The 15,901-nt window shown below is 72.3% G+C and carries 15 protein-coding genes; 5 read left to right on the forward strand and 10 right to left on the reverse strand.

Going from position 1 to position 15,901, the window contains the following annotated elements:
- Positions 1-24 precede the first annotated feature (24 nt).
- A complete protein-coding gene (locus RBJ77_RS54520) occupies positions 25-1,083 on the forward strand; it encodes a C45 family autoproteolytic acyltransferase/hydolase (RefSeq protein WP_372351823.1) in 1,059 nt (352 codons plus the stop codon).
- On the opposite strand, the gene RBJ77_RS54525 is transcribed toward RBJ77_RS54520, so the two are convergent.
- Complete coding sequence (locus RBJ77_RS54525) at positions 1,067-2,059, reverse strand: Ig-like domain-containing protein (RefSeq protein WP_372351824.1); 993 nt, start codon at positions 2,057-2,059, stop codon at positions 1,067-1,069. The genes RBJ77_RS54520 and RBJ77_RS54525 overlap by 17 nt on opposite strands.
- Before the next feature lie 303 nt (positions 2,060-2,362).
- Here RBJ77_RS54525 and RBJ77_RS54530 point away from each other — a divergent pair, with 303 nt between their 5' ends.
- Positions 2,363-2,914, forward strand: a complete 552-nt coding sequence (locus RBJ77_RS54530; RefSeq protein WP_372351825.1) for a glycoside hydrolase family 25 protein — start codon at positions 2,363-2,365, stop codon at positions 2,912-2,914.
- Between the two features lie 22 nt (positions 2,915-2,936).
- Here the strand turns inward: RBJ77_RS54530 and RBJ77_RS54535 are convergent, their stop codons facing one another.
- A complete protein-coding gene (locus RBJ77_RS54535; protein ID WP_372351826.1) occupies positions 2,937-3,599 on the reverse strand; it encodes an NADPH-dependent F420 reductase in 663 nt (220 codons plus the stop codon).
- Between the two features lie 88 nt (positions 3,600-3,687).
- Complete coding sequence (locus RBJ77_RS54540) at positions 3,688-4,683, reverse strand: zinc-dependent alcohol dehydrogenase family protein (protein ID WP_372351827.1); 996 nt, start codon at positions 4,681-4,683, stop codon at positions 3,688-3,690.
- A 101-nt stretch (positions 4,684-4,784) separates the two neighbouring features.
- On the opposite strand from RBJ77_RS54540, the gene RBJ77_RS54545 reads away from it, so the two are divergent.
- Positions 4,785-5,717 (forward strand): AraC family transcriptional regulator, encoded by a 933-nt coding sequence (locus RBJ77_RS54545; RefSeq protein ID WP_372351828.1) that lies wholly within the window; start codon positions 4,785-4,787, stop codon positions 5,715-5,717.
- 22 nt (positions 5,718-5,739) lie between these two features.
- On the opposite strand, the gene RBJ77_RS54550 is transcribed toward RBJ77_RS54545, so the two are convergent.
- On the reverse strand, positions 5,740-6,450 hold the full coding sequence (locus RBJ77_RS54550; protein WP_372351829.1) for a FadR/GntR family transcriptional regulator: 711 nt from the start codon (positions 6,448-6,450) through the stop codon (positions 5,740-5,742).
- Positions 6,451-6,636: 186 nt separating this feature from the next.
- On the opposite strand from RBJ77_RS54550, the gene leuA reads away from it, so the two are divergent.
- Entirely contained in the window at positions 6,637-8,355 is a 1,719-nt protein-coding gene (leuA, locus tag RBJ77_RS54555; RefSeq protein ID WP_372351830.1) for a 2-isopropylmalate synthase, read from the forward strand.
- A gap of 1 nt (position 8,356) precedes the next feature.
- Here the strand turns inward: leuA and RBJ77_RS54560 are convergent, their stop codons facing one another.
- From RBJ77_RS54560 to RBJ77_RS54575, 4 genes are all read right to left on the reverse strand, one after another.
- A complete protein-coding gene (locus tag RBJ77_RS54560; RefSeq protein WP_372351831.1) occupies positions 8,357-11,062 on the reverse strand; it encodes a M4 family metallopeptidase in 2,706 nt (901 codons plus the stop codon).
- 152 nt (positions 11,063-11,214) lie between these two features.
- Complete coding sequence (locus tag RBJ77_RS54565) at positions 11,215-12,165, reverse strand: hypothetical protein (RefSeq protein WP_372351832.1); 951 nt, start codon at positions 12,163-12,165, stop codon at positions 11,215-11,217.
- A 96-nt stretch (positions 12,166-12,261) separates the two neighbouring features.
- Positions 12,262-12,477, reverse strand: coding sequence for an EF-hand domain-containing protein (locus RBJ77_RS54570; protein WP_372351833.1), 216 nt, complete (start codon positions 12,475-12,477; stop codon positions 12,262-12,264).
- 46 nt (positions 12,478-12,523) lie between these two features.
- On the reverse strand, positions 12,524-13,438 hold the full coding sequence (locus RBJ77_RS54575; protein WP_372351834.1) for a MerR family transcriptional regulator: 915 nt from the start codon (positions 13,436-13,438) through the stop codon (positions 12,524-12,526).
- Positions 13,439-13,494: 56 nt separating this feature from the next.
- Here RBJ77_RS54575 and RBJ77_RS54580 point away from each other — a divergent pair, with 56 nt between their 5' ends.
- On the forward strand, positions 13,495-14,127 hold the full coding sequence (locus RBJ77_RS54580; RefSeq protein ID WP_372351835.1) for a GNAT family N-acetyltransferase: 633 nt from the start codon (positions 13,495-13,497) through the stop codon (positions 14,125-14,127).
- Positions 14,128-14,131: 4 nt separating this feature from the next.
- Here the strand turns inward: RBJ77_RS54580 and RBJ77_RS54585 are convergent, their stop codons facing one another.
- A complete protein-coding gene (locus RBJ77_RS54585; RefSeq protein ID WP_372351836.1) occupies positions 14,132-15,325 on the reverse strand; it encodes a PQQ-binding-like beta-propeller repeat protein in 1,194 nt (397 codons plus the stop codon).
- The coding region (locus RBJ77_RS54590; protein ID WP_372351837.1) for a polysaccharide deacetylase family protein at positions 15,322-15,901 on the reverse strand (580 nt) is incomplete at its 5' end. The genes RBJ77_RS54590 and RBJ77_RS54585, both read right to left, overlap by 4 nt.

Here is a 15,901-nt window from a genome sequence, read left to right on the forward strand (position 1 = left end):
CCGTCCCGTCCCAGAAAGGCTCCCATGAACCGCCCCCACACCACCGTCGACGCCGTCGATCCCCACGAACGCGGCGTCGCCCGCGGCGCGTTGCTGCGCGACGGGATACCCGGGGCCCTCGACGTGTACGCCCGGCTCCTCGCGCTCGGCGGGATCGACCTCGCCGGCGCCCGGGACGACGCCGAGCGCGCCCTCGACGCCATCGGCGCCTTCCGGCCCGCCGCCCGCGCCGAGATCGCCGGCATCGCGGCCGGCGCGGGCGTCGAGGAATGGCAGGCCGGAGTCCTCAACGCCCGTACGGAGATCCTGGCCCGCTCCACCGCCGTACCCCCCGGCGAGTGCACCACCGTCGTCCTCGGCGGCATCGGCGCACAGACCTGGGACTGGCACGTCGAGCTGCGGCCCTACTGGCACACCCTGGAGTCGCGCGGCGCCCGGCACACCGTCGTCGGCCTCACCGAGCACGGCATCCTCGGCAAGATGGGCGTCAACAGTGCAGGACTCGCCCTGCACTTCAACATCCTCGGCCATCTGCGGGACCGCGTCGGCGGCGTCCCCGTGCACGTCCTCGCCGCGACCGTGCTCGCCGAGGCGGGCAGCGTCGCGGAGGCCGTCGCGATCGTGCGCTCGGCGCCGCTCGCCTCGTCCGGGTCCTTCGCCCTGTTCGACGCGGCGGGCGACGCCGTGCTCCTCGACATCAGCCCGGTGGGCGTGCACGAGATCCGGCCGGACCAGGCGACCGGCGCCCTGCTGCGGACGAACCACTTCCTGACGCCGGCGCTCACGGCAGACGAGAAGTCCTGGCTCTACCAGCCGGACTCGGGCGAACGCCGCGCCTTCATGGCCCAGCGACTCCAGGGCGAACTCCCGGCCACCGTCGACGCGTTGGCGGCACTCCTGGTGACCGGGGACGGCGAACCCCCGGTCACCTGCCTGCCCGACCCCGCGAAACCCCTCGGTCAGCGCTGGGCGAGCCTCGCCACCGTCACCCTCGACCCGGCCGGCCGCACGGCCCGCGTCCTGGACGGCACGCCGGCCGACATCGGCACCACACCGTGGCGGGTGCTCACAGCGCGGCCGTAGTGCCCTCCCCCGACCCGCTCCCCGCGAGCCACTGCTCCCAGCTCAGGTTGAACGCAGCGTAGCCGTTGTCGGCCGGGGCCTTGGCGCGCGGCGAGCCGGTGATGGTGACCGGGTCGCCCTGCTTGACCTGGCCGTAGAACCACTTGGCGTCCGAGATCGACAGGTGGACGCAGCCGTGCGAGCCGCGGGCGCTGCCGCTGCCCGGGTTCGGGTCACCGGTCGAGTAGTGCACGTACGTACCGGACTGGGTGAGGTGGACGTCCCAGGGCAGCGTCAGGTCGTAGTAGTTGGGATTGCCCTTGTCGCAGCTGATGCCGACGCTGCAGGAGGTCATGTGGACCTCCTTCTGCTTGTCGATGACGGCCATCGTGCCGTTCCAGGTCGGGTACTCGGCGCTGCCCGCGTTGATGGAGAGCGTGCGCACCGCCGCACCGTTCTTGGTGACCTTCATGGTGTGGCCGCTGACCGACACGTCGGCCCGCACGTCGTCGCCGACCTTGAAGGTGTGGGTGTAACTGTGCACGCCGTAGCGGCCGTTGCCGTTGCCGACGCCCTCCATGTCGGCGACGACCTTCACCTTCGTACCGGACGGCCAGTACTCCTTGGGCCGCCAGTCGGCGCGCTTGTCACCGAACCAGTGCCAGGCGCCCTCCACCGGCTGCGACGTGCTCACCTTCATGTGCTTCTCCACCGCGGCGCGCGCCTTCGCGGCGACCGGATCGGTGAAGACCACCGACACCGGCATGGCCACGCCGACCGTCGTACCGGTCTGCGGGGTGATCGTCTCCAACAGCATCGGCGGGCCCTTGGGCTTCGTCGGCGAGGGCGAGGCGCTCGCGCTCGGCTTCCCCGACGCCTTCCCGTCGTCCCCGCTCGCCGCGCTGTCGCTGCCGCCACCGCCACAGGCGCTCACGCCCGCCAGCGCCGCGACCGTCACGAGCGCGATCCCTATTCCGCCACCCCTGCGCCGTCCCACGTCCTGCCCCGCTCTCTCCGCCGCCCCGTACGCCCCTCATCAGGGGCCCAACTCCCTGTCAGACAGCGACGGGGCCGCCGTAGTTGCATGTAGACGTGTAAAGCGTGTTCCAAGACGACGGACGCTCAAACGGTCACCCCGGACGGCGATCCGCGGCGGCGGCGACTTGTCGTCCGCGACCCCGGGTAGACGTGCCCTGCGACGTCGGCGACGGACGGACCTGCGCAAAGGCGACCTGCGCCCGGGCCGGATCGTGGACGATGGATGCTCGACCTCGTCGCCCCACCGACCGGGAGGCCCTGGATGCTGCGCGGAATAGATGTCAGCTCGTACCAGTCCACGTTCGACACGGACGGCCTGTCGTTCGTCTTCGTCAAGGCGACGGAGGGCCGTTCCTACGTCAATCCCCGGCTCGCCGCGCAGACGAAGCGGGCCCGCGACGCCGGCTGCGTCGTGGGCTTCTACCACTTCCTGTGGCCGGGGAACCTCACGGCGCAGGCCGAGTACTTCGTGAGCAAGGCACCGGAGAAGGCCGGGGACCTGCTGGCGGTGGACTGGGAGACGACCGGGGAGGGCACGCGGGCCTCCAACGCGGAGAAGGACCGGTTCATCCGCGAGGTGAAGCGGCTGCGCCCCCACCACAAGGTCATGTTGTACTGCAACCGCGATTTTTGGCTGAACGTGGACACGACGTCGTATGCGGGCGACGGTCTCTGGATCGCCGACTACGTCACCGCGGGCAAGCCGCGCATCAAGGCCGACTGGACGATCCACCAGTACACGGACCGGCCCCTCGACAAGAACGTGGCCGACTTCGGCAGCGAGACGGCGCTGCGCGACTGGGCCACGCCCTGACGGGGGCCGGTGGGGCGAGCGGTCAGGCGCGCCACTCCGCGGTGCGTTCCGGGGAGGCCGCCTCCAGGGCCTTGCGGACGGCCGTCGTGTCGGAGGCGAGGCCGTAGACGGGGGTGCCGGGCTGCTGGCGCCAGGAGTCGTCCTGGCCCCCGGCGTCCACCGCGTCGAAGCCGATCTCGTCGAGGAGCGCCGTGACGACCCGCTTCGCGGCGGTGTCGTCGCTCGCGATCGGGAGGGCGACGCGGGCCGGGTCGCCGGCCGGGCGGGCCTTGTCGAGGATGTCCTGGGCGTACGTGCCGTTGAACGCCTTCACGACCTGATGGCCGATCTGCCGCTCCGTCCAGCGGCTCTCGGTCAGGCCGTCGTCCTCGATCCCGGTGATCTTCCCGTCGCGCTGCTGCGGGTAGTAGTTGCCGGTGTCGATGACGGCGACGTCGTCGGCGGCCGTGTCCAGGAGGCCCTGGGGCAGGTTCGCCACGGCCTTGAGCGGGATCGTCACGACGACGACCTGCGCGTCGCGCACCGCGTCCTCGACGGTGGCGGGGGTGGCGCCGGTCTCCTCGGCGAGCGCGGTGAGCGTCTGCGGGCCGCGCGAGTTCGCGACGTGCACGTCGTGGCCGACGGCGGTGAGGCGCCGGGTGAGGTTGCCGCCGATGTTGCCGGCGCCGATGATGCCGATCTTCATGTCGTGCCTTGCCTTCCGAAGCCGCGGGATTTATGCATGTGCATGCATTGCGAACCTGCGGGGCGGGGCGGCTATTCCGGGATGCGGCTCAAAGAGTGACGACGATCTTTCCGGTGTGGGTGCCGGTCTCCATCAGCCGGTGCGCGTCCTGGATGCGGTCCAGGCCCTCGAAGACCTCCGCGATCACCGGCCGGAGGGTGCCGTCGCGCAGGCCCGCGTGGAGGAAGGCGTCGGAGCGGTCGCGGACCTCGGGGGTCACGCTGAAGTTGGCGTAGGTGTGGATGGTCTGGGGCCAGTTCATCGGGAAGGTGATCGGTCCGTTCAGCCAGCCGTAGACGACGATGGTGCCGTGTGCGCGCAACGCGGCGGCGTGGTGCGGGAGTTCGGGGCCGCCGATGGCGTCGAAGAGGATGTCGGCGCCGGTGCCGGTGATCCGGTGGGTCTCCTTCGCCACGTCGTGGGTCCCGGTGACGACGACGTGTTCGGCGCCCAGGTCGAGGAGGGCCCGGCGCTTGGCCTCCGTACGGGTCGTGGCGATCGGCACGGCGCCGATCCGGCGGGCGACCTGGATCGCGGCGGTGCCGACGCCGCTGGACGCCGCGGTGATCAGGACGTGGTCTCCGGGGCGCATTCCGGCGGTCTCGACGAGGGCGCCGTACGCCGTCGTGTACGTGAGCCGGGCCGCCGCTCCGGCGACCGCGTCGACGGAGGCGGGGCGCGGCACGACGGAGCTCTCGGGGAGGACGATCCGTTCGGCGTAGACGCCCTGTGCGCCCATCTCGATGCCGGACCCGGTCATCACGGGGTCGCCGGGGGCGAAGGCGGTGACCTGGTCGCCGACGGCCTCGACGGTGCCGGATGCCTCGTAGCCGAGCCGGGAGCCGGGGAGGGTCGGCCGGTAGTAGTACGTGCCGGCGCGGAAGAGGGCCTCGGCGCGGTTGAGGCCCAACGCCTCGACGCGGACGAGGAGTTCGGTGGGGCCCGGCGCGGGCAGGGGGACGTCGTGGATGCGGAGGACCTCGGGGCCGCCGAGTGCGTCGAAGAGGACGGTGCGGGCGGTGGCGGCTTGCGTGGTGTTCGTCATGCGTCGACCGTAGGCAGCCGCGGCGAGACGCTCCATGCCCGCTGGTCTCACCTTCCTGTCCGTTCGTCTCACGGCGTCAACTCCCGGGCTACGGTGGGTTGATGGACGTACTCAGTGACGCGGTCGCCGCGATGCGGCTCGGGCGGCCGCATTCGGCGCTGCGGGACAAGTTCGCGCCGTGGGGCAGTCGTTTCGACGCGCACGACGGGGCCGGGTTCCACGTGCTGTTGCGCGGTTCGGCGTGGCTGCTGCCGGAGGGGGACGCGGCGCGTGCGGTGTCGCTGGGGCCGGGGGACGTGGTGTTCCTCGCGCACGGCCGCGGGCACACGCTGGTGAGTGAGATCGGGGTGGAGCCGGATCCGTTGACGCTGGACGAGGACGGCAACTGGCCCGCTCCCCCGCCGCGGCCCTCGGTCGGTCCGACGCCCGACACGGTGATGCTGTGCGGGGCGTACCAGTTGGAGCGGGCGCGGGCCCATCCGCTGCTGGGCGAGTTGCCCGACGTGGTGCATCTGCCGGCCCGGGTCGGCGCCCACCGTTCGCTGCGGGCGGCGATCGAGCTGCTGGGGGACGAGCTGGACGCGCCGCGGCCCGGCTCGGACACGATCGTCTCGGCGCTCGTGGACACGCTGCTGCTGTACATCCTGCGGGCGTGGTGGCTGGACCCGGAGCGGGAGCCGGGGCGCGGGCATCCGGCGGGCTGGTCGTCGGCGCTGACCGAGCCGCCGCTGGCGGCGGCGCTGCGGGCGATGCACGCCGATCCGGCGCACGGCTGGACGGTGGCGGAGCTGGCCGGGCTCGGCGGGCTGTCCCGGGCGGCGTTCGCCCGGCGGTTCGCGGCGGCGGTGGGCATGCCGCCGCTGGCGTATCTGACGTGGTGGCGGATGACGACGGCGGGGCGGCTGCTGCGGGCGGCGGACGAGCCGTTGCGGGTGGTGGCCCAACGGGCTGGTTACGCCTCGGAGTTCGCGTTCGCCAAGGCGTTCAGGCGGGAGTTCGGGGTGGCGCCGGGGCAGTACCGCAAGGCGTCCTGACGCGGCGGGTGCCGGCCCGGTCTCAGTCGTCCTCCCTGGCGGCCAGTTTGCCCTGGATCGCCTCCAGTTCCTCCCGCGCGGCCTGCCCCGCGGCCGCCGCGTCGCCGGCGGCGACGGCGTCCACCAGGGCGGTGTGCGCGGTGTCGCCGTGGTCGTGCTCGGCGCGGGCGACGTCGACGAGGTCGAGGAGGTCGATGAGGGCCTGGCGCAGTGCGGGGGCGAACTCGGTGAACAGGTCGGTGAGGACGGGGTTGTGGGCCGCCGCGACGACGGTGGCGTGCAGGGCGATGTCGGCGTCGACGAACGCGTCGCCCGGGCCGTCCGCCGCCGCCCTGCGGTCCGCGAGGGCGGCGCGCATCGCGGCGACGTCGTCGTCGGTGCGGCGCCGCGCGGCGAGTCGTGCGGCCTGGACCTCCAGGAGCGTGCGGACCTCGTAGACGTCGGCGACGGCGGCCCTGCGCAGCCGGGTGGGCCAGTCCTCGACCGGGCGGGTCGCCGTCACGAAGACGCCCGCGCCCTGGCGGGCCCGCACCATGCCGGCGCCGGCGAGCGCGCGCAGCGCCTCGCGGACCGTGGAGCGGCCGACGCCGAGGTCCTTGGCGAGGGTGGTCTCGCCGGGCAGCCGGGCGCCGACGGGCCAGTCACCGTCGGCGATCTGGGCGCGCAGCCGCTCGGCCGCCTGCTCGACCAGGGGGCTGGGGCGGACGGGGCCGAGGGCCGGGGGCTGGGACATCGGTGCGCACCAACTTGTCTGAGGAGTACTTGTCTGAGGACCTGAGGTGTGGTTACTGTACCGGCATGATCCGCGGACTTCTCCTTCTCGGCCGCCGCGGCGGGGCCTGACGCGACCGGCACCCCGCCGCGGGGTGCCGTGCTGCCGGTCGTCACCCGTCGACCGCACCGAGGAGAGGTCCCCGCCATGACGACCCCGTACCGCTGGAATCCGCAAGCACCGGGCCCGATGCCGTACCACCGCTACCGCCCGCACCACGAGCGGGTCGACGTCCCCGTCCTCGACCGGAGTTGGCCGGACCGGCGGATCACCGAGGCGCCCCTGTGGGTGCCGGTCGACCTGCGCGACGGCAACCAGGCGCTGGCCGAGCCGATGGACACCGGCCGCAAGCACCGCTTCTTCGAGCTGCTGGTGCGGATGGGCTTCAAGGAGATCGAGGTCGGCTATCCGTCGGCGAGCCGTACGGACTTCGACTTCGTGCGCCATCTGGCCGAACGGGCCGGGACCGGCGCGATCCCCGACGACGTGACGCCCGTCGTCTTCACGCCCGCCAAGCAGGACCTGATCGAGCGGACCTTCGCCTCGATCGAGGGCCTGCCGCGCGCCGTCGTCCACCTGTACATCCCGACATCGCCCGTCTGGCGCGACGTGGTCCTCGGCCGGTCCCGCGCCGAGGTGCACGCGACCGTCCGGGCGGCCGCCACCCACATGGCGCGGCTCGCGGACGCCCGGCCGGACGCGCACATCCGCTTCCAGTTCGCGCCGGAGACCTTCAACGTGACCGAGCCGGACTTCGTCCTGGAGGTGTGCGACGGGCTGACGGAGCTGTGGGACGCGAGCCCGGACCGGCCGGTCACGCACAACCTGCCGACGACGGTCGAGGTCGCGACGCCGAACGTGTACGCCGACCAGATCGAGTACATGCACCGCAACCTGGCCCGCCGCGACTGCGTCGTCCTCTCGGTGCACCCGCACAACGACCGCGGCACCGGCGTCGCCTGCGCCGAACTCGCCGTCCTGGCGGGCGCGCAGCGCGTCGAGGGCTGTCTGTTCGGCAACGGCGAGCGCACCGGCAACGTCGACCTCGTCACCCTCGCCATGAACCTGTACGCGCAGGGCGTCGACCCGATGATCGACTTCTCGGACATCGACGCGGTGCGCGGGACGGTCGAGCACTGCAACCGGCTGCCGGTGCACCCGCGCCATCCGTACGGCGGCGAGCTCGTGTACACCGCCTTCTCCGGCACCCACCAGGACGCCATCAGCAAGGGACTGGCCGCGCGCGCCGGCCGGCACCCGGACACGCCGTGGGAGGTGCCGTACCTGCCGATCGACCCGGCCGACGTCGGGCGGACCTACGAGGCCGTCATCCGCGTCAACTCCCAGTCGGGCAAGGGCGGCATGGCGTATCTGCTGAAGGACCGGCACGGGATCGACCTGCCGCAGGACATGCGCCCGCAGTACGCGCGTCTCGTGCAGGAGGCGACCGACGACAGCGGGCGCGAGGCGAGCCCGGACGAGCTGTACGCGCTGTTCCGCGCCGCCTATGTGGACGTGCCGGGCCCGGTCGCCCTGGGCGAGTGGTCGGTGCGCCGGGACGGAGCCGTGCACCGGTTCGCCGGTACGGCCCAGGTCGACGGCGTCGTACGGGAACTGGACGGCAAGGGCAACGGTCCGCTGGCCGCCTTCACGGACGCGCTGCGGACCGCCGGTGTCGACGCGGACATCGAGGCGTTCGCCCAGCACGGGCTGGCGCCGGGACCCGACAGCGAGGCCGTGGCCTATGTCCGCTGCCGGGTCGGCGAGGTACGGGAATGGGGTGCGGCCCGGCACACCTCGGTGCTGACCGCCTCCGTGGGGGCGGTGCTGTCCGCGGTGAACCGGGCCGCTGTCAGGGCCGGCTGAGTCAGTCCTCGCAGGTACCGGCGAACGACTCGCGGGTCACCACGTCCGTCGCGGCGGCCGAGGTGTCCAGCCAGGCGACGCGCTGGCCGTCACCGAGGGACGGGGCCAGCTGCGTACCGGAGGAGCAGGAGATCCGCTGGTACGCGGCGGTGCCGTTCACGACGTCGGCGGTCGGCGCGACCTTCGCCTTCCAGGGACCGGTCCAGGCGCCGAGGCCGCCGAACAGGTCGGTCGAGGAGTAGGCGAAGTAGTCGTCGGTGACCGAGAACTGGCCGAGGTACGTCGACGAGGGGGCCTTCAGCGACTTCATCTGGCCGAGGTCGGAGACCGGTGCGGACTCGATGGTGTCGCTGGTGATGAGGAAGGCCTGGGTGCCGCGGTAGAAGATCCGGTCCGAGGTGAGCTGGACGTCGGTGATCCGGCCGAACAGGAAGCCCTTCATGCGCTTGCTCTGGGTCGTGCCGGTGGCGATGTCGTAGGCGTACACCCAGGTGCCGTCGCCGCCCGCCCAGGCGATCGTGCCGTTCTTCATGGCGAGGCGGGCCGCCTTGGTGCCGGTCTCGGGCGTCACGTTCACCGTGCTGCCGTCGGCCTTGCGGAGCATGACGTCCTGCTCGCCGTCGGCGGTCGTGGAGATGTAGGCGAGGGCGCCGTTCTCCGTGACCGGCTCGGTCTCGTCGGCGTCCGGGGCGTCGACGATCTTCTTGATGGCGCCCTGGCCCTTGTCGCCCGCGCCGTAGACGCCGATGCCGTCGGCGGCGATCCGGGTGAAGACTACCCGGTCCCTGTCCAGGGACGGGTCGATCAAGTAGGCGTCGTCCTGGGCGAGTTCGTGGTCGGACTTGCCGTGCTGCTTGCTGAACCGGCCGACGGTGATGCCGAACGCGGCGCTGCCCCGGTCCCAGGCGATCGCGTCGCCGTGCCCGATGGCGTAGACGTCGCCGCTGATCTGCGCGGCCTGCTCGTCGATGCCGCCGTAGACCTCGTAGGCGGGCAGCACGTCGGCGCCGATGGTGGTGCCGTCGGCGCGGTTGGCGCCCTGCTGCTCCCAGCCCTTCTCGATGCCGTGTCCGTCGAAGGCCTTCTTGATGGCGGTCATGTCGGCGCCGGAGACCTTCAGCGACTTGGCGGCGAGGGTGACCGCGTTGCGCATGTCCGTGAAGCCGGCGAGCGGGGTCAGGTAGTTCTGCGCGGCGCGGTACACGATCTTGTCCGCGAGCTCGGGGGCGAGCGTCTTGCGCATGTCCCACAGGGCGCCGCCGACGATGGTGGAGTTGTAGTGCACTCCGCCGTTGTCGATGTCGAGCGGGATGGGCTCGAAGTCCTGCTGCGCGTTGCGGCCGTCGTTCAGGTCGCGCAGCGCGCACTCCTCCAGCGGCTTGGTGCCGTTGCAGAGGTACTCGCCGATGAGCCCGGAGTTCGGGTCGTCCATGGCGACGCCCTTGTCGGCGGTCTCCATGGCGTTGCCGAAGTAGTCGGATATCGCCTCGTTGAGGGCGCCCGGCTGGTTCAGGTAGACGAGTCCGGCGCTGTGCTCGGTGACGCCGTGCGTCATCTCGTGGCCGACGACGTCGAGGCCGACGGAGAGCGGCACGCCGTCCATGTGGCCGTAGACCATCTTCGAGCCGTCCCAGAACGCGTTGGCGTAGTCCTTGCCGTTGCTGGCGACGTTGACGACCGAGTAGATGGTGCCGCCCTTGCCGTCGACGCCGTCGCGGCCTATCTCGTTCTTGTAGAACTCGTAGACCTTGGCGGCGTTGACGTGCGCGTCGACCGCGCCGGACGTGGTGTTCGCGCCGTCGAAGCGGTCGGTGGCGGACTTCACCAGCGGCACGTCGTCGGTGACGGGGCCGCCCGCGACGTCCAGGTAGCTCTTGCGCTGGGCGTCGTAGGTGCGGATCTGGCCGCCGGTGACCGGGTACATGGCACGGGTCGAGTCGACCAGCGTGTAGGAGCCGTCGGCCGCCTTGTCGGCCTCCAGCTGCGCCTCGCTGCCGTCGACGCGGACGCCGGTGGCGCGGGCCGGCGCGGCGTCGGCGGCGTCGATGTTGTTGTACGAGAGGGCGAGCGCGCCGGCCCGGGCGTCGACGTAGACCTCCTGGCGGACCGGGCTGCCGTCCTTCTTGGCGCCGGTGACCGTGAAGTGCCAGGCGAGGCGGCCGCCCTGGGCGTCGGGCAGCACGGTCAGGCCGTGGCCGGCGGTCTTCGCGCCCTCGACGCCGCGCAGGTTGGCGTCGAGGACGGTCAGGCGGCGCTGCGCCGTGGCCTCGTCGACCCGCGGGGTCGTGGAGACGGTGAGGTCGGTGTAGAGGGTGCCGGTGGCGGAGGTGACCTGCTGCCCGTCGCCGGACTTCTCGGTCTGCACCGCGTACTCGGCGCCGAACACCGGCACGCCGTCGTGCTGCTGGCGGAACCGGACGGTGGTCTGGCCGCCGTCCTTCGTCGTCCGGCCGGTCCTCAGATCGGACGCGGGCACCTTGTAGGTGTCCTGGTGGTCCTTGATGTGGGCGCGGGCCGCCTGGGCGGGGGTGCCCGCCCTCGGCGCCGAGTCCAGGCCCTGCGTCATGGCGGGCGCCACCGGGGCCGCGCCGCCGACGGGCGTCTCGTCCCCGTCGGCCGCCCACGCGGGTCCGGCCAGCAGCGCGGAACCGGTGGCCGCGGCCACCACCCCCGCTGCCACGACCTGGCGTATCCGTCTCTTCGGCACAGCGTCCTCCCCATCACACGCACAAACGCGGGGCTCAACGGCCCCACGTGTTCGGTGTGCTGATGGTTCGGCACGACGTGTGTCCGCTACAAGGGATCACCCGTGGCGTGAAGTCGCCGCGGCGTAAATACGCCTCGGGCTCGTGGAACGGGTCACTCCATCCAGCCGGCGCGGATGGCGTGCGCGCCGAGCTGGAACCGGGTCGAGGCGTTCGCCCTGGCCATCAGGGCGTGCAGCCGCCGCTGCACGGTGCGGTGGCCCATGCCGAGCTGACGGGCGATGGCCGCGTCGGTCAGGCCGACGTGCAGCAGGGCCAGGACCTGCCGGTCGAGCGGGTCGAGGGCGTCGTCGTCGGCCGTCGGCTCGGCGGCGCCCGCGCGCAGCGGCCTGGCCTGCGCGTAGCACTGGTCGAAGAGGGCCTGCAGCGCGGTGAGCAGCCCGCTGCGGTGGACGACGAGGGCGACCGGTTCGGTCTCGTCGCGCTCGGGGTCGAGGGGCAGCAGCGCGGTGCGGCGGTCCGCGACGACCAGCTTGATCGGCACCCGGTCGGCGACGGTCACGCTCTGGCCCTCCGCCACGAGCTGGGCGAGGGAGGCGGCGGTGGCGGGCCGGTCGAACCAGCCGCGCTCCACCACCGAGCGGAGCACCACGCCCCGGGCGATCGAGTCCCGCTCGACCTCCTCGATGCCGTCCTCCACGGACAGCGCCACAGGCGCGGTCCTGGTGGGGATGAGGGAGCAGACCTCGCGCTGTGCCTCGCGGCCCATGGCGAGCAGTCTGCGCCGGATCGCGGCGGCGCCGGACAGCAGCTCGACGGGCGCGCCGGAGGCCCTGACCTGCGCGGTCCGGTGCCGTTCGGCGAGCTCCGTGACCAGGTGCTCGACCTGGTAGAGGGCACCGCGTCTGGCCTCCAGGAGGGGGCCGAGGGCGAGCACGGGTGACGCCGCCCGGTAGCGCTCCGGGCCGTCGCCGGCCGGCCGCCGGGCGCTCACCAGGCCGCGCTCGACGAGCACGCCGAGGGCCCGCGCCACGGCGTCGGGGCCCAACGGGCCGGTGAGCGCGTCGGGTTCGGCGTCGGGCCGGTCCACGAGGAGCCGGTACACGGCGTCCTCGTCGGCGCCGAGGCCGAGCAGCGTCAGCAGCGAAACGTCCGCCGCCCCGGCGTGCGGGGACGGCGGACGCGTCTCGTCCTTCAGGGCTCAGCCCTTGTTCAGGTTGGCCCAGAACTCGTCGAAGGACAGCAGCTTGTCCCCGTTGGCGTCCTGCCGGGCGATCAGGGCCTCGGCCACCGACTCGGTGACGTTGAAGTCGCCCATCTGCGCCATGGCGCTCTTGTACTCGGCCGCCGTGATGTAGCCGTCGCCGTCCGCGTCGAACCGCTCGAACGCCTTGCGTGCCGACTCGATGTCCGCCACCGGGACCACCCCTCGTTTACGTACTGCTGTGTTGACGGGGGTCAGATTAGCTGGCCGTCCGGAACCGCAGTGCGGCGAGTACCCAGGCGAACTCGGCCTCGTGCCGCGGCAGCGGATCGAGGCCGCGCACCCGGGACACCAGATCGCGGAACCGGGCCACGTCCTCGTTGGCCGCCGCTTCCAGCCGCTCCAGGGCCGCGGGCAGGTCCGCGTCGCCGAGCATTCCCCGCAGCACCTCGCCCGCCTCGTCCGACTCGGGGGCGACGCCGCGCTCCCGGCCCTCGGCGGCCAGCTGCACCAGGCGGCTCATGAACCACAGGGAGCTGCCGGGCTTCACGTCCGGGCCGCGGTCGGCCGCGTTGAACTCGACCATCTTGCGCATGTGGGCACGGAAGTCGGGGTCCTGCATCAGCTCGGCGAGCTCCACCCAGGCGTCGACCTGCTCGGCGGTCGGGTCGTCCGGCAGGTCGGGGACCATGACCACCAGGCGGTTGCGGATCTCGGGGTCGGCGGTGTCGATGCCGCCGAACGTCTGCTCCATGAAGTCGTCGATGATGTGCTTGCGCTCGGCGGCGGAGAGCCGCGCCAGCTTGTTCATGAGTGCCATCTCCTCGGCGGTCGAGTTGCGCTTGGCGACCGTCGACAGCACCGCCCGGTTCAGCCGCAGCGCACGGATCTGCGCGTCGAGCGCCGCGACGTGCGCGGCGGCCACCGCCGCGACGTCCGCGTCCCCCGCCACCACCTTCCGTACGGCGGTCAGGCCGAGTCCGAGCTCCCGCAGGGTGCGGATCAGCTCCAGGCGGGCCACGGACTGCGCGTCGTACAGTCGGTAGCCGCCGTCGCTGCGGGTCACCGGGTGCAGGACGCCCTCGTCGGACCAGTAGCGGATGGTGCGCACCGTGAGGCCGGTGCGGCGGGCCAGCTGTCCGATCGTGAGCAGCGGGGGGCCGTCGTCGATCATGTCTGGGAGTCTGGGCCTTCCAGTGGGTGGAGACTCAAGTGAGGAGTACGCGCGTGATGCTGCGGGACATTCTGGACGCGGTGGCCAAGGGTGTCTTCCCCGTGCCGGACGGGACCCTGACGGTCGTGCCGCAGACGAACGCGCGCGACGCGGGGATCCTCGCGTTCACGGCGCACACCGTGGTGGTCACCGACGAGCCGGAGGGGTGGGTGCGCGAGGCGCTGGCCGCGGTGGACTGCGACCCGTTCTCGGCGCCGATGAACGCCCGGTTCCTGGTGGCGTTCATGGAGCGCACGGGGCGCACGCACGAGACGATCGACCTGGTGACGGTGGCGCCCGCGCTGGCCGGACCGCCGCCGCTCGCGCTGCGCGAGATCCGTGACCGGGAGCATCCCCGGGTGGCGCGGGCGCTGTCGCACCGGGACGAGGTGCGGGTGTGGGAGGCGGACGGCGGGGTGCTGGCGCTGGGGCGGGGCCTCGGCGGTCGCTGGGAGGCGTCGCTGGAGGTCGACGAGGCGCTGCGGCACCACGGGCTCGGGCGGCAACTGGCCGTCGCCGCCCGGCACTTGGTGCCCGACGAGCACGTGTGGGCCCAGCAGTCGCCCGGCAACGCGCGCAGCGTGCGGGTGTTCCAGGCGGCGGGCTACCGGGCGGTCGGCTCCGAGGCGCTGATGCAGCACCTCCCCTAGAGAGCTACCGGAAGATGCCGGTGTGGCCCAGGGAGTAGCGGCCGGGCTGCGGATACACGGCCAGGCCGTGCGGGCCGTTGCCGACGGGGATCCGGGCGATCTGGACGCCGGTCCTGGTGTCGATGGCGTAGACCTCGGAGTCGTAACGGCCGGACAGCCACAGGGTGTTGCCGTCCGCCGAGACGCCGCCCATGTCGGGGCTGCCGCCCTGGGGCAGCTTCCACTTCTTGGTCACCTCGTCCCGGGCGAAGTCGAAGACGGAGATGGTGCCCTCGCCGCGGTTGGAGACGTACATCTCCCGGGAGTCGCGGCTGACGTAGAGGCCGTGGGTGCCCTTGCCGGTGGGCAGCAGCTTCGGCTTGCCGAAGGTGTCGCCGTCCAGCACCCACATGCCGTCGGCCATCATGTCGGCGACGTAGAACTTCTTGCCGTCCGGCGACATCTTCACGTCCTGCGGCATCGCCCCGTCGAAGGGCAGCTTCTGCTGCTGGACGACCTTCATCTTCGCGGTGTCGACCTTGAGCAGTTCGCCGCTGAACTCGCAGCTGACGATGAAGTAGCGGCCGTCGAGGGAGAAGTCGGCGTGGTTGACGCCGTAGCAGCTGACCGGCTCGGTGTGCTTGATCTTCATGGTGTGCGGGTCGCGGAAGACCAGTTCGCGGTCGAGCGAGGCCATGACGACGGCGTTCTTGCCGTCCGGGGTGAAGTAGAGGTTGTACGGGTCGTGCACGTCGACCCGCTTGCCCGCCTTGCCGGTCTTCGGGTCGATGGGGGTGAGGGTGTTGCCCTTGTCGTCGTTGACCCACAGCGTCTTCATGTCCCAGGAGGGCACGACGTGCTGGGGCTGCCGGCCGACCGGGATCGTCTCGATGACCTTGAAGGTCTTCGGGTCGATGACGGAGACGGTGTCGGACTCGGTGTTGGGGACGTACACCCGGGACGGGAAGTCCTTGACGACCGGGGAGAGCTTGTTCGGGCGGTCCGCGGAGTACACGTCCTTCGGGTCGAGGACGGGCGGCATGCCGGGCAGTCCGTACACCGGCTGCTGTTTCGGCACGGCGGGCTTGACCGGCTTGATGGCGCCCTGGGTGCCGCGGTCGGCGGCGTTCTCGGCGCCGCAGCCGGTGAGGACGGCGAGGACGGCCGCGGTGGCGGCGGCGAGCAGGGCGCCGGTGCGGCGGGTCGGGTGCGTGTTCACGTGAGCAGCTCCGTGCAGGTCACCGCGGACAGGCCGCGACGGTCGAGGTGGTCCAGGAGGGGCGGCAGCGCGGCGACCGTGTCGGTGTACCCGAAGTGCAGGCTGACGACGGAGCCGGGGCGCAGCGCGGAGGTGACGTTGTCGACGACCGCGTCCGCGCCCGGTGAGGTGAAGTCGAGCGAGTCGACGTCGTAGGAGAGGACGTGCGGGTAGCCGGCACGGCGGGCGAGGCGGGTGACGAGCGGGGTCGCCGTCGGGGTGCGGGACGGCCGGAACCAGGTCCCGATGGAGCCGGTGAGGCGGCGGATGCGGTCGGCGCAGCCGGTGATCTCGGCGTACGCGTCGGCCTCGGACATGGCGTTGATGTCGCGGTGGTGGAGGGTGTGGTTGCCGAGGTCGTGGCCGCCGTCGAGGATGCGCCGGGCGAGGTCCGGGTGGGCGTCGAGCCAGGTGCCGACGGCGAGGACGGTGATGTGGGCGTGGGCCCGCTCCGCCTCCTTGAGGAGGGCGTGGGCGATGGCGGGGTCGCCCTGCCCGTGGAAGGTGAGGGCGACGCTGTCGGCGGTGCGCGGGCCG

The sequence above is a fragment of the Streptomyces sp. KL116D genome (genome assembly GCF_030766975.1).
GTDB lineage: Bacteria > Actinomycetota > Actinomycetes > Streptomycetales > Streptomycetaceae > Streptomyces > Streptomyces longispororuber_A.